General features: G+C 47.1%; 14 protein-coding genes and 1 tRNA gene. 7 read left to right on the top strand and 8 right to left on the bottom strand.

Annotated features, from left to right (window positions below):
- Positions 1-128 precede the first annotated feature (128 nt).
- The 8 genes from lptC to QUA70_RS23075 all read right to left on the bottom strand — a co-directional run bounded on the left by lptC (position 129) and on the right by QUA70_RS23075 (position 9,030).
- Entirely contained in the window at positions 129-1,325 is a 1,197-nt protein-coding gene (gene lptC, locus QUA70_RS23110; RefSeq protein WP_333350157.1) for an LPS export ABC transporter periplasmic protein LptC, read from the bottom strand.
- 204 nt (positions 1,326-1,529) lie between these two features.
- A complete protein-coding gene (locus QUA70_RS23105; protein ID WP_006631885.1) occupies positions 1,530-2,135 on the bottom strand; it encodes a LabA-like NYN domain-containing protein in 606 nt (201 codons plus the stop codon).
- A gap of 93 nt (positions 2,136-2,228) precedes the next feature.
- On the bottom strand, positions 2,229-3,833 hold the full coding sequence (metG, locus tag QUA70_RS23100; RefSeq protein ID WP_333350155.1) for a methionine--tRNA ligase: 1,605 nt from the start codon (positions 3,831-3,833) through the stop codon (positions 2,229-2,231).
- Positions 3,834-4,173: 340 nt separating this feature from the next.
- Positions 4,174-4,299 (bottom strand): hypothetical protein, encoded by a 126-nt coding sequence (locus tag QUA70_RS23095; protein WP_333350154.1) that lies wholly within the window; start codon positions 4,297-4,299, stop codon positions 4,174-4,176.
- 370 nt (positions 4,300-4,669) lie between these two features.
- Complete coding sequence (hrcA, locus tag QUA70_RS23090; RefSeq protein ID WP_445251670.1) at positions 4,670-5,812, bottom strand: heat-inducible transcriptional repressor HrcA; 1,143 nt, start codon at positions 5,810-5,812, stop codon at positions 4,670-4,672.
- Positions 5,813-6,110: 298 nt separating this feature from the next.
- A complete protein-coding gene (locus QUA70_RS23085) occupies positions 6,111-6,977 on the bottom strand; it encodes an alpha/beta hydrolase (RefSeq protein WP_333350152.1) in 867 nt (288 codons plus the stop codon).
- Between the two features lie 1,065 nt (positions 6,978-8,042).
- Positions 8,043-8,768 (bottom strand): hypothetical protein, encoded by a 726-nt coding sequence (locus QUA70_RS23080; RefSeq protein ID WP_006631881.1) that lies wholly within the window; start codon positions 8,766-8,768, stop codon positions 8,043-8,045.
- 85 nt (positions 8,769-8,853) lie between these two features.
- Positions 8,854-9,030: a hypothetical protein gene (locus tag QUA70_RS23075; RefSeq protein ID WP_333329772.1), complete on the bottom strand. Its 177-nt coding sequence runs from the start codon at positions 9,028-9,030 to the stop codon at positions 8,854-8,856.
- Positions 9,031-9,284: 254 nt separating this feature from the next.
- Here QUA70_RS23075 and QUA70_RS23070 point away from each other — a divergent pair, with 254 nt between their 5' ends.
- The 7 genes from QUA70_RS23070 (at position 9,285) to QUA70_RS23040 (ending at position 14,061) form a co-directional block, all read left to right on the top strand.
- Complete coding sequence (locus QUA70_RS23070) at positions 9,285-9,836, top strand: GNAT family N-acetyltransferase (protein WP_333234890.1); 552 nt, start codon at positions 9,285-9,287, stop codon at positions 9,834-9,836.
- Positions 9,837-9,961: 125 nt separating this feature from the next.
- On the top strand, positions 9,962-10,147 hold the full coding sequence (locus tag QUA70_RS23065; RefSeq protein WP_333350148.1) for a hypothetical protein: 186 nt from the start codon (positions 9,962-9,964) through the stop codon (positions 10,145-10,147).
- Positions 10,148-10,330: 183 nt separating this feature from the next.
- Positions 10,331-10,404 (top strand) — tRNA-Pro (locus QUA70_RS23060).
- A gap of 152 nt (positions 10,405-10,556) precedes the next feature.
- A complete protein-coding gene (locus QUA70_RS23055) occupies positions 10,557-11,432 on the top strand; it encodes a Tic22 family protein (protein WP_333329778.1) in 876 nt (291 codons plus the stop codon).
- Between the two features lie 140 nt (positions 11,433-11,572).
- Positions 11,573-12,460: a peptide chain release factor N(5)-glutamine methyltransferase gene (gene prmC / locus QUA70_RS23050; protein ID WP_333329781.1), complete on the top strand. Its 888-nt coding sequence runs from the start codon at positions 11,573-11,575 to the stop codon at positions 12,458-12,460.
- A gap of 46 nt (positions 12,461-12,506) precedes the next feature.
- Positions 12,507-13,100 (top strand): L-threonylcarbamoyladenylate synthase, encoded by a 594-nt coding sequence (locus QUA70_RS23045; RefSeq protein ID WP_333350146.1) that lies wholly within the window; start codon positions 12,507-12,509, stop codon positions 13,098-13,100.
- Positions 13,101-13,125: 25 nt separating this feature from the next.
- Positions 13,126-14,061 (top strand): HAMP domain-containing sensor histidine kinase, encoded by a 936-nt coding sequence (locus tag QUA70_RS23040; protein ID WP_333329787.1) that lies wholly within the window; start codon positions 13,126-13,128, stop codon positions 14,059-14,061.
- The last annotated feature ends 92 nt before the right edge of the window (positions 14,062-14,153 follow it).

The following is a 14,153-nucleotide window of genomic DNA, read 5'->3' as shown; positions in this document are numbered from 1 at the left end:
ATTATGAGTTAGCTCTAGGGGGATTAAATTGAAAACCTTCTATTATAGCATAGATTTTTTTTGCAAGAGGTCTATTAGATCTGCGTTCATCAGCGCTCATCTGCCTACATCAGCGGTTGCAATCCCATCTACTGTCCCAAATTTTCCTTGTACTCGTCCGGTACAAATTCCGTAACCACTTGGCCACCGCCGCCGTCGCCTTTAACAATCACAGTTTGATTTTTTAACTCTCCCGCCGCCCTCGGACCCGTCAAATTAAACACCGGATTTAGTTGCTTGTAAACCACATTTCCTTCGGCGTCAAACGTCTGGTTAGTTAAATACCACGTTACGCGATCGGTATTTAATTGAGATTGACGTTTTTCACCAATTCCTACCACATTTCCCGTCAAATAAAAAACTTTTTTCTCTAAATCTCCCCGCCCCCTATCCCCAGTCATCGTCACCTTTTCCACGCGGTGCAAGACCTTCACAGGCCCAGGCGATACCACAGATTGCGCTGGAAAATTCCAACTCATCAAACTGCTTTCTATTTGCAGCGGCGGGTCTGATGGCATTAACTGAGCGTTTTGCGTCAGCGTTGCTATCTTGGTTTTTAAGTCTACATCTACCTTGTCGGCAAAACCGCTGTCTGTTAATTTTTTATCTTTGTATCGGTCAATTTGAGTCGGTTTGTCGCTGTTTACCTTTTGTTGCTCCACAAACCACACTAAGTGCTCGGTTCGCAATTGTAAAACCGGATCTTTAACATTCGCCACTACAGATCCGAATAACTCCATCCTCTTAGCCCTACTGAAAACCCGCGCTTCCTTCGCTGAAGCAGTTACCTGTTTGTTCTCTCCCGTCAAATTATTGCGAACAACTAAAACATCTTCCTTCGGCCGCCACTCCAACTCATTTCCCCGCAATACCACTCCATTTTTCAGGTCTTTAGCGACTATGTTACCTTTGAGAAAAACCTGATTTCCTTCCTGAAATACCTGCCCGGTTTCTCCCTGAATATCGTAAATTTCTTTGCCGTCCTGAAACAATTTGCCCACAGGTTTCTGAACGTTAACTATCTTTTTGTCTTTGCTGTAAACGGCATTTGTGGAGTTTACTTTCCAGAACGTCTCGCCCTTTTCGTTTGCTTGTTCTAGAGTTACTTTGTTCAAAGTTAAAGTGCTGTTTGACTGTTGAGCAGTTTTGATATCCTCAGCTAATTTGTTCTTTTGAGTCTCTTGGGGAGCCGCACAAGCAGCAATCCCCAAAATCAGTGCTGGTAAAAATAGCAGCATCAATTTTGGGGATTTGAGATTGGGAATTTGGGATTTGAGATTAATCATTGGCAATTGGGAATGTGTAATCGGTAATGGGGGATAAGGAATGGGGAATGGGGAATTGGTAATTGATAATTGGGTATTGAAAAACACTTAATCAAAAATTAAAAATGTGTCAGGTTTTGTCTAAATTTTTAACTTTTAATTCTCAATGATTCAACCCATTAACCATCACCCATTACCCGTTACCTATTACCCATTACCAAATCCCTATCTGTCGTCGTGTTCCTCCATCAAGCTCAGACCTGACAAAGGGCGGTAAGCATAATTAGGGCGAGATGTTTTTTGGATATCGTCCTTAATCATTTCCAAATCGATATAGCGATCGGCTACATTAATCAAACTGTCGCTCGTCATCGATCGCAAACTCACCACCTCCACCCGCACGCCGCGATAGCTCACAGCATCCACAGCATAAGCCAAATCGCCATCACCGCTGACCAAAACCGCCGTGTCGTAAGACCCCACTAAAGCCATCATATCCACAGCGATTTCTACATCTAAATTCGCCTTCTTAGAACCATCTGGCAACTGTACCAAATCCTTAGAAATCACCCGGTAGCCGTTGCGGCGCATCCACAGCAAAAACCCTTGCTGTTTCTCGTTAGTGCGATCGACACCCGTGTAGAAAAAAGAGCGCAGCAGCCGCGAACCCGCAGTTAAACGGCACAGCAGCTTAGTGTAATCAATCTCAATTCCTAACTGCAAAGCCGCGTAAAAAAGGTTAGAGCCGTCAATGAAAATTGCTACTCGACCCCGATTTTCTAGAACCTGTTCCGGGGTAAAAAGGTCATTGCTTTCTATTCTATTCAACATGATTCTTATGCCTCAAATTTTATGAAAGATTGGTAAGGAAATAACTGCTAATTCGTAATCTGTCATAGCACCCCGAGCGCTGGCTGCCAACTATCAAGTTACTGTTTCCAGCAGTTCGAGTCGCTTAAACACTGGTTGGGGTTCCCCCAGAGTTTGGTTTGCCGGCAAAGCGCCCCAGGCAGCATGCTCTGCAAAATTCGCTAAACTGTTAACTGTAACCCGATCGTTAAAGTCAATTGAAAAACCTAGCTGCTGATAGATAGCGTTGCTGATATTCGGAATAATCGGCGATAAAAGGTAAGATGCTAGTCTAACAGATTCCAGAACAGAATATAGCACTTGTTCCACACTTTCTATCTGTCCCTGCTTGTACAAACTCCAAGGTGCTTGCACGTCAATAAACTTGTTCCCGGCTCGAACTAATGCAAGCACGGCTTCGCAAGCCTTGCTCAAAGCCAACTCTTCGTAAAAATTCGCTACTCGATCGCCCAAATCCAGGCTCATACCCTTGAGAAGGTTGTCGCCGTCAATGTTTTCTCCCAACACATTTGGTACGCAGCCACCGCAATATTTGCGAGCCATGTTTAACGTGCGGTTAAGCAAATTTCCCAAATCATTTGCTAGCTCAGCATTCAATATATTGATAAACCGAGTTTCGTTAAAATCGCCGTCCTCTCCGAACTCAATTTCTTTGAGGAAATAGTAACGTACTGCATCAGCGCCGTATTTGTTGACCAATTCGACAGGGTTTAAAGTATTACCCTCCGTTTTCCCCATTTTTTTGCCGTCTTTGGTCAAAAACCCGTGTGCGAAGACGCGACCCGGCACCGGCAGATTCGCGGACATCAGCATTGCCGGCCAGTAAACTGCGTGGAAGCGAAGAATATCTTTGCCGATCAAGTGCAAGTCAATCGGCCACCATTTAGATAAAGCATTCTCCAACATCGGGTCGCTGTCCGGATCTAGCAAGGCGGTGACGTATCCCAGCAAAGCGTCAAACCAGACGTAGATGCTGTGACTGGGGTCAACTGGCATCGGCAGACCCCATTCGAGATTCACTCTAGAAATCGAAAAGTCTTGTAGTCCAGAGTTGACGAAACTGAGCACTTCGTTGCGGCGGGTTTCCGGCGCGATGAAGTCGGGGCGTTCTGCGTACAAAGCCAGCAGTTGGTCTTGATACCGCGACAGGCGGAAAAAGTAATTTTCCTCGTCGCGCCACTCAACTTCCTTGCTGGTGTGAACGGAGCACCGATTTCCCGGCAACAATTCCCGTTCATCCTTGAATTCTTCACAGGAGACGCAGTACCAGCCTTGTTGCTGGTTCAAGTAGATGTCGCCGGAGTTCCAGACGCGCTGGAAAAATTCTTTGACAATGTACTCGTGGCGCCGCGAAGTTGTGCGGATGAAGCGATCGTACTGGATGTCGAGTTGCTCCCAAAGCGCCTCAAACGCCGGAACCACTGAATCGCAGTGAGCTTGGGGCGATCGTCCTAAAGTCTCGGCTGTCCGCTGAATTTTCTGCCCGTGTTCGTCAGTCCCCGTCACCAGCAAAACTGATTTGCCCCGCAGCCGCTCAAACCTGGCTAGGGCATCCGCAGCCATAGTCGTGTAAGCGCTGCCCACGTGAGGTAAATCGTTTACATAATACAGAGGCGTTGTGATCGCAAAGGTATTTTTAGTTTTATCTGTCGATTTCATTGAATGCTAAAAGAAAATTCCCTAAATTTCGTTTCGATCTTAACTCAGCGGTTAAATTTTTTATGTAGTGGCTATCAAGCCAAATTCACTGCCAGTTATTTGCCATTGTCTAACCCGGGCTATTCCCAAAATAAATATTGCTTTCATATCAACACTAATCTTTTTTAGTTCTTTTTGACGAACTCTCTAAAATGTCTTAATATTTTGACCTTCTGCTGCCTTGGGAAGCGACGATCGCGGGGTTCGCGCCTCCTCAATTTATTTGTCGCAGCAGCTATCCCTAGAGCGGGCGATTGCCCTACCCGATTTGCAACAAAACTCATCGGTTGGGCTGCTAAACCTACCATTCGACTAACACTCCGCGACCACTTTCTGTAAATGCTCGATCGCTCGCCATCGCAATCTTTTTCTCCCGATCGCTGGAAACTCGCTCCCCATAACTCCTGCCACTTTCCGAGCCGCTCATGGACGCAGAAAGCGGGTTGTTTACGAAACTCTGTTGTCAAGCGCGAAGCTTTAGTTTCTTACCCCAAAAAGAGTATAAAACCCACATTCCGCACCTTCAACTGTCACTATCGGTTTTTACTTATTTTGATCCAGCAATAAAACTATAAATTCTACTATTATACCGTAGATTAACGGATAAAAAACTTTTTAAAGGCATAATTTATTACTTTAAAGATATAGTTTTCTGCGTAATTATGCTGTGTGACACCCCAGGGTGCGGAATGTGGGATAAAAGCCTAGGTTTTTTGTCACAAAACCCGGTTTATAAAGGTTGCGAGTACGTCCACAAACAATAAAACCCCAAGCCCGTTAAGCTTGGGGATATCACATTAGGGCGCATCTAACAAGGGATGATCCGATCGCCCTCGATCGCCATCAGGAAAACTCACTCGATTTCCGCCAATAGCTTCTGACAAATAATCGGCCGCAGCTTCCACTACCGCGATCGCATTTTCGTAAACCATCCGCGTCGGCCCCAAAACCCCAACACTACCCACGGGAACTGATCCCCGGCGGTAAGTCGAAGAAATCAGAGTACAGCCGCGAATTGGTTCTAAGGAATTTTCCGAGCCAATACGCACCGTTACCCGCTTCCCTGGCGTGTCCAACTCAGGCGATTCAAAAATCAAAGGCCAAAGCAGTTCTTGCTCTTGTTCGAGCAGTTGCACCAGAGTTTGAACTTGCTGCAACTGCGAAAACTCAGGTAAGCGCAGTGCTTCTGCCAAACCGCCGATCAAAATCCGCGTGTAGGTTGGATTTCTTTGGCGGCTGCTCAAAGCAGTCAGCATGGTTCCCATCCACTCAGCGTACAGCTCAAAGTCCCGATCTAACTCGCTCCAGTCTACAGCCGAGAGTTCCAAGAGCGATCGTCCCCGCAACTTGGTGTTCAAAAAATTTGACAAAATCTGCAATTCGCGATCGACGATTTCAACATCAGGACTGTTACCTTCTGCGTCCCTTGGCAACTGCACCAAAACCGACTGAGTTTCGTACGCATCCGTCACCACGATCAGCATCACCTTTCCCGCCTCTAGCTGCACCAGTTGCAAGTGGCGCAAGCAAGCCATATTGGTTTGCGGTATGGTGATCATGGCTATGTAACCGCTGATCGTTGCCAGGATTTGAGCAGCGCCACGGAGTGCGGCGTCCATGCGACCGTCCGACCAATTGAGCTGGTCTAGTACCTGTTCCACCTTGCGGGCCAGCGTATCAGACGGCTGAATCAACTGGTCTACATAAATCCGGTAGCCGGAGTCAGAGGGGACTCGTCCGGCAGAAGTGTGGGGCTGATAAAGCAGTCCAGCTTTTTCAAGAGTCCCCATCGCATTGCGAATTGTAGCTGGGCTGACGCTGAGGTTGAATTCGTCAGCCAAAGCTTTTGAGCCAACGGGTTCCGCTGTAGCTATATAGTGGCGAACCGTTGCCCAAAGGATGTATTGTTGCCGATCGGTGAGGTTAACGCGCACAGATATTTAAGCAGAATTAGTATTCAGACAATTTGCCACTATCGAGTCAGAAGCTCTGTCCCTAAGGGCGATCGGACAGAGTTATCTATTTAACATAACAGATTTAGGCTTCGGTGAGTTCGGGAACTGATTGTGCAAGGGATTTAACGGATTGTGTAAGTGATTTAACGGATGGATTTTGAGGGAATGAACAGGAAAAATGTTTTAACTTTTAACTTTTAACTTTCAATTTGGGAGCTTCGCTTCCCCCAATCGTATCTCTGCCCAATGGCCCATTCCTCGGCTTTGCTTTGCCCAATTCCCTTTAAGTGTGTTCTTTCAGAATATTTTGCAGGTAATTAGCCACTGCATCCGGCTGTTCCACCATTGCCAAATGGCCACAATCTGGAAGCTGAAGGACATTCTCGCCGCTACCTTGGAACATCCAGTGAAAGCTAGCCAAATGCAGCACGTATTTGGGTTCCATAATTTTGTCTTTAGTGCCGGCAATAAAATAAACAGGCTGCTTGAGTCGGGATACTATTTGCGGCAAGAGGTGAATCTCCGCTTCGGTGGTGGAGTCCAACAAAGCCCCCAAAGCTGCCTCTGGATGAGCTCCCACGAAATCTCTCAAGCGCTGCCGTCCCCAGGAGCGGCCGATCGAGCCGGCCACAGAATCGCGGGCAAACACGAAATCTGCTAACGGCAAGTTAGACAGCCAGCGGGGACGCATTTTGACTAGCTGCTTGCCGACTGCTCGAAACCGCTCGAATTCTTCCTTTAGATAGATGCCGCCGCCTGCATTGATACAGACGACACCTTTAATGCGATCGGACAATTGGCTGGCTCCCCATAGAGCGATCGTGCCGCCCAGAGAGTGTCCCACCAGCCAAGCAGAAGATATATCGAGTTTTTCCAGTAAAATTTCCAAATCGCGAGCGTATGCTGCGGGAGTGTAGCAGGAATTTAGCGGTTTGGAACGACCGGTATAGCCGCCGTCCGATTGAGAATCGCCAAACCCGCGCAAATCATAGGTAAGGCACTGATAGTTTGATGCCAAGCGATCTGTCAAAGGTTGCCAGTAGTGGCGGCTTAACAGCCAGCCGTGGACAAATACCAGAACCGGGGAAGTTGTAGTCGGAGCCGTCAAATCGTAAGCGTGCCGAACCCCTAGGATGTCGATTGTTGCCATATTTTTATCCTACCCGCTCCATAAGACCTATGTAAACCTATGTATAGCCTTTCTCAGAAAGATGCAGTAAGCCGAAACCCTGTGTTCTCAAGCTTTTTCAGTTGAATTGTTTACCTCATCTACCCAAGAAGCGCTATAAGTAAGTCAAAAAGACTCAACTTTATCGATTTACCGCTTACTTTCTGCTGCAACGCGCGGTCTTAAGCGGACGTTACAAGATTTTTGTCCACTGCACGGGCAATATTGGCATAGCGTGCCCTTTTATCCGATCGCCCTAGAATAAATATTCCTTCAAACCAACGTTCTCTGTTTTTTGCAGTATTCAAATTTATGTCTGCTGTATGAGCGCAATGGGGACATACATCAGCGCGATTTCTTAAGGGCATTTTGCGGCAAGAATTTCCCCAGTTTTAGCCGATTTGGAAATCGTAAACCCTCGGTATCTCAGTATCAATTTAGATCAAAAATATTTTGGTAGTCGAGTCACAGATTAAATTCCTACCTTCCCTATTCAACTATTGAACCAGCCAAATTATGAGGATTTAACAATAGTTTTCTCTATCAATAATATAGCTAGCTAGCCTTACTTATATCTAGTTTAGAGCGAGGCGATACGTAATTTTGTGGAGGGAATTCTTGCGAACACTTGCGACTTTTGCGTGTAGTTCCGCGAGCTTATTTTACGAACTAAAAATACTCAGGAATATAGCAATCCTCGCATCATTTGTGAATTTCTTACTCCCGAGCGAGCGGGTTCGGGGAGGGTTGGGGTGGGGTAAAAAATTTACGACTCCTGCAAGGATTGCTATATTGCTGGTTAAACTCCCCTATGTGTCTGGCACATCTTTTCTATTAGGGCGGTTATTTTGTAGATAAAGTACGCCATTAAACTTAAAAAGCTTGACAACAGCGTTTCCGCGTGTCCCATGTTTATGAGAACCGCTATCTCGACTCGTTTGTACGAACAATGTTGCCGATCTTTTTACCCTATCTCACTGGAAAACTTCTGCAAACTAATGTCTACTTATAGCAATCTAGTTATTTAGGGAGCATCGGCAGCTTGCCCTAAAATCGCTCGCCTAGCAATCTTTGTCGCACCCCCTCAGCGATTTTCTGCCCCAGATACTCGGGAATTAAACTTTCATTGGGCCCCAACAAATAGAGAATCAGGCGAGTTCGCCCCCGCCAAACTAGCAAATTAGCATTTACCACCAACAAATCCTCTTGCCAGATGGCATACATAACTTTGTAAAAAAGTCCAGGTTGATTATCTGCTTCAATCAACAAAGCTGGCAAGTGGAAAACTGGATCGACGTAGAATTCAGTGGCCACATCCTCCAAACCCGCGTCTAAATTAAATTCCACCGCCAACATCTCTTCAACCTCAAAATGTCCCGCCAATGCCTCTCGAACGGCTCTACAGACGTTTTCTGCTGTTTTATCTGCCAATACCTTGCCACCGCGAGATACGACCAATTTGATAAATACCAGCATCGGCGGGTAAATTTGACCGTACAGACTCAGACTGTGAATCGTCAGTCCGTAGGCTGCGAGGACTCCAAAAATATCGCTCAATAGAAAAGACTGGTTCCGGTAAGCAAAATGCAGGGCACTTTTGTTACCTTCGGCTCTGATTTCGATGACTGCTTGCCGAGTTTTGTAAAGCTGGTAAGCTAATTTGAGGTTTTGCAACTGAATTTCGCTGCTGACAAATTGCTCATAAAACTGCGGAAACGCTCGGTTAAAGCGCTTGAGAAGTTCTAGTGTAGATGGTTTTAAACCCGAAGCCATAATTGAGGAGAAGGTGCGGGAGATATACGAGGTATTGACTCTTCCATGCCTTATGGCAATGGGATTTTCGATTTGACGATTCGACTTAAATTGTCCCCGTCTTCTCACTAAAAGCAAAAGTCAAATCTGTCTGAGAACTTATCACGAGAATGTCACCGTTGCGCCATTCCAGTGGTATTTCCCACCAAGGGTATAAGTTCCGGCGCGATCGGCGGCACTCAAAAGAAGCAATTCCCAAAATGCCTCTGTCCTGGTTCGGCAACAAATTTTACCTTAAAAGCGGGTTGTCCGCGCACTGGCTAGCAGAACAGTTCTACGAAACTTGACGAGAATCAAGAATCAAAAAAGCGCAGACTCAATGTTGGACGACAAATCCCTGTTTTCGGCGTAAGATGAGTGTACCGTAAACTGTTCCTCAAGAGGCTACCCGCAATTCATCCCACGCCGATCGGAGTGGATTTATCTTTCGGGTTCTCTTTCTCGTCGTCCAACTTCTACTACCTTAACCGCGCCTGCATGGGTTTTTGGAAAAACTTATTTAGTAGTTCTGAGTCTGCCTCTGTACCCCAAACAGCGGAATTTGAGGAAGATGTGGCTGTTGGGTTAGGCGATCCGCTTTCCCCAACGTTTCGCAAACCCGCCAGCGGCAACGCTCGCATCTTTTTCAGTTGCGATCGGGACATTGACCTCTACGAACTCGAAGAACTTTGTAATGCAGTGGGTTGGTCCCGCCGTCCCCTGCGTAAAGTCAAAAAAGCTATTGTGCACAGCTTCCTAGTCGTCTCTATGTGGGAGATGCGGGGCAGCCAGCGACGGCTGGTGGGTTTCGCCAGAGCGACTTCAGACCATGCTTTTAATGCCACGCTTTGGGATGTGGTAGTTCATCCCGACTACCAGGGCAAAGGCATGGGCAAGGCGCTGATGAAATACATCATTAAAAAACTCCGCAGTGAAGATATCAGCAACATTACCTTATTTGCTGACCCTCAAGTGGTGGATTTTTACCGCAATTTGGGCTTTATGTCCGATCCAGAGGGGATTAAAGGTATGTTTTGGTATCCAGATTAGCCCAGAGGTGCAGGTCGGCGTTGATTTGTTGAGGATATACAATACAATATTGACGCTGACAACACCAACTGCACCTGTGCGCTGTGGTCAGTTAGGCTTTGATGTATCTCGGCACCAGCGCCGTTATGAAGTCGTGCAAGTATTGTCAGTCAATTGGAGATTTGAGACTGCGGCGTGAGACTTCGGCGATCGCTCAGACGATCGGCACTCAGTCGAGCCGTCAAGTCGCCCTCAGTCGAGTCGCCCTCAGTCGAAAGAACTATTTGATATTTGAGATTTATTCCACAGATGAATCTGGGAGATTGAACTAGGGTCTAAAATTGTGAGCCGATCACGACAGGAGTCTAGGGCTTGTATCCGTTTTTGGGTGGGGTCAAACCGCACAACCTGAAAAAAAACTTCGCCTTAGCTGCATCGAGAGCTAAATATTTAATAAAGCTTGACAAGCAAGCGGTTTTGTGCGTTAATAGTTAGAGGTTAGCTAACTATAACACCGGGATGTAGCGCAGCTTGGTAGCGCGCCTGCTTTGGGAGCAGGATGTCGCAGGTTCAAATCCTGTCATCCCGATCGCACAATGTTAAATAATAGATTGAAGCAGAACTGTCTCTGATGTTTACATTTCGTCAAAATGAAAACAAATTGAGGCAGTTTTTGCTGATCGTGTTAAGTCGCCAGTCTTTGCGTTAATGTGTTTCAGGATCGCTCCTGATGGAAAAAACATGAAATCATTAGTTCGTTTGGGCGCAATATTGGGAATTGTCGGCAGCACTCTGCTGGGCCCCTCCCCAATTGGCAAGATGTCTGCACTGGCACTGCCGGAGCCGCAAATTTTGGAAAAATTGCGATCGGTGCCAGTATTTACGATTACAGACGCTCAGGGTGCGCCCCTGATCGCTTCTGTTCCCAAGCAGGGTGAGGGTCAAACTGGTAATGCTTCCGTGGCGGGAATTTTCATCAGCCAGAAAGATGCTCAAGCTTTTGTCGATCAACTGAAAACCAGAAATCCTCAGTTGGGAGCCTCGGTGCGCGTGATGCCAGTATCCCTGGGCGAAATTTATCAGCTCACTCAAGCAAATAAAGGCAAGCCGGAGGAAGTGCAATTTGCTTTCGTTCCGGCTCCGCAGCAGGTGCAGTCGGCTAAAACTGTACTTCAGCAGACTGGTCAACAAGTTAACGAGTTCAACGGTGTACCTCTATTTTTGGCAAGAGGGGGCGCAGAAAATGGTTATTTGACGATTCAGCGGGGTCAGCAAGAGGTGATTCCCTTGTTTTTTAACAAGGAGGATTTGCAGGGAATGGTCGATCGTTTTAAGCAGCAGCAGCCCAACGTGACAGCCACAATTAAGATTGAGGTGGTGAACTTGGAGAGCGTTTTGGAAGCTTTGCGTACTGAGAACGACCCGTTTTTGACCCAAATGATTTTGATTCCGTCGCGGGAGTCGCTGGAATTTGTGCGATCGCTCCAACCTGCCGGTGCGGGCCAAAATCCACAGGTTGCTCCGAATCAAACTCGGCCGGCTCCTGCCTCTCCGGCTCCAGCTCCGGCTCCAGCTCGGCCGGCTCCAGCTCCGGCTCCAGCTCGACCCGCTCGCTAATAGTTAGCCAGCAGTCATCAGTCATCAGTTATCAGTCATTAATTAGTAGGTTGGGTTTCTCGACTCAACCTACTATTTACGAATTAGCAATTAGCAATTAACAATTAGCAATTAGCAATTAGCAATTATTACAAAGTCTTATGTTTGTTTCTGGTTTAGAGCTTTGGGAATGGGCGAATCAAGCTAAAACCGAGGCGAGATCCTCTGACATTCCCCTAGCAGAAATCGACTGGCTGCTGAAAGAGCTGGCTGGTTTGGATAGGTTGGCTCTGCGTTTGGAGTCGTTTAAAGATTTGCCAAAAATAGAATTAAAGTTGTCTTTATCTGAACTTGCTCAATTGTGGCAGCGGCGCTTGCAAGAACGGGTGCCGGTCCAGTATTTAACGGGAGTTGCACATTGGCGGCAATTTTCGCTCAAAGTAACGCCGGCGGTGCTAATTCCGCGTCCTGAAACGGAATTGCTGATCGATTTGGCTGTGGAAGCTGTTAAAAGCTATTCAGTTAATCCCCAATCGCATTGGGTGGATTTGGGGACGGGCAGCGGGGTGATCGCGATCGGCTTGGCTTCTGCGTTGACAAATGCTACGGTTTATGCAGTAGATTGCAGTTCGGAAGCTTTGGCAGTGGCTCGAATGAATGCTGAGAATTTGGGCTTTGAATCGCGAATTAATTTTTATCAAGGTTCGTGGTTGGAACCGCTAGAATTTCTCAAAGGTCAAGTCAGCGGCATGGTGTCTAACCCCCCTTACATTCCCAGCAGCACGGTGCTGACTCTGGAACCGGAAGTTTTGAAGCACGAACCTCATCTGGCCTTAGACGGCGGTTGGGACGGGTTAGAGTGTATCCGGCATTTGGTAGAAACGGCTCCCGATTATTTAGAATCCGGGGGAGTTTGGCTGGTGGAGATGATGGCGGGACAAGAAACGGCGGTAGCTGATATGCTGCAAAGTCACGGGAGTTACGGTGAAGTTCAGATATTTTCGGATTTAGCAGGAATCGATCGCTTTGCCTTAGCCTACCGTCTTTAGGTTTCAAGAATATGCCGCAATTCTAAAATTTTAAATCTAAAATGTCATGACACAAGTTGCAATCGATGCCCTAGTTCAAGGGGCCATTTCTGGTAATCATATCGTCAGTTTTCCTACAGATACTGTACCCGCTTTGGCTGCGCGTCCCGATCGCTCCGAGCTGATTTTTGCAGCTAAACGCCGCAGTCAAGACAAACCGCTGATTTTGATGGCAGCATCGGCCCAGGCTTTGTGGGCTTACGTGCAGGGAAGTCCGGCAGAGTTAAAATTGTGGCAGCAAGTAGCCGACTCCTATTGGCCGGGGGCGTTAACTTTGGTGCTGCCGGCTTCGCCAAAAGTTCCGGCGGCTCTCAATCCCATCGACCCAACTACAATCGGAGTACGAGTGCCTAACCTTCCCCTTGCCCTAAAGATTCTAGAGCAGACAGGCCCTTTGGCTACTACCAGTGCTAATTTATCCGGCCAGCCGCCTCTGGAGTCTGTGACAGAAATTGAGGCTGTGTTTCCCGAAGTCTTGACATTAGTGCCTTCTGAATTAGCAACAGCGACAACAGCTTCGAGTTTGCCTTCCACTGTGGCTAAATGGACTGGCAGCGATTGGGAAATATTGCGACAAGGCGCGATCGAGTTAGAATGCTAAAAGCTAAACTCCAAGGCAAAGCAATATGGCGCCGATCGGCTGGAGCGACTTGATATATTTAGGTATGGGACTGGGGCTGGGTTTGGGAAGCAGTTTGATTTGGCGTCGGCGGCAAAAAAGCTTGCAACAGCCCGAACCTGCACCCAAAGTGCCACCTCCTCCTCAAGAAATTCACTTAGAGAAGTTTGATGCCCTTTCCGACCAACTTAAGCAAACTCAATTGGCTTATCAGATGGCATCGGAGATGAGCCAATTTAAGGCGGGTTTTTTGGCTCGAACTTCTCACGAGTTGCGATCGCCCCTGAGCACTATGATTGGTACGCTGCAATTAATTCTCTCGGATTTGTGCGACGATCCTGCTGAGGAACGAGAGTTTGTCGAGCAAGCTCACGTCGCGGCACTCAAGCTGGTGAAATTAATAGATGAAATTATCTCGGTTGCTAAAACTGAACACGGCACTGACAGGATGGATATTGAGCCGATTCAGTTAGCTAAGGTTTTTGACGAGGTTGATGATTTAACTTACTTGCAAGCTGCTAATCGCGGCATTCGTTTGGAGATATTGCCGCCAGATCCGGGAATTTATGTATTGGTCGATTTGCCGAGGTTTAGGCAAGTTTTAGTCAATTTAGTAGATACTGCTGTTGCTCAGATGGAAGAGGGAAGTATTTCTGTTTCTGCCCATGCTTCGCCGGAATCTGGATGCGTTCACATTTGGGTGGACGATCAGCGTTCAGTGAGTGCTTGGAGCGAGTCTTGGGATTTGCTGAAGCACGATTTGGAGTGTGATGCTACTAAGAACAGTGATAATTCTCAGGTGTCTTCTGGAATGAGGTTATTGATGAATCAGACTCTTTTAAGTTTGATGAGCGGAAAGTTGGAGGTTCTGGCCGTGCCTTCTGAGTCCGAAGAGTGCAATTTTAACCGGACTCAGTGTTCTATTCCTTTGGCAACTTTGTGATGAAGGAAGTTCGGCCACGAGCAATCTACGGGATGTAACGCAGGTCGGGAATAAGGCAACGGATTTAACGGAGGTCGGGAAAATGGAAGATG

Source organism: Microcoleus sp. LAD1_D5 (genome assembly GCF_036702115.1).
Lineage (GTDB): Bacteria > Cyanobacteriota > Cyanobacteriia > Cyanobacteriales > Microcoleaceae > Microcoleus.
This window is presented reverse-complemented; position numbering and strand designations above follow the sequence as displayed.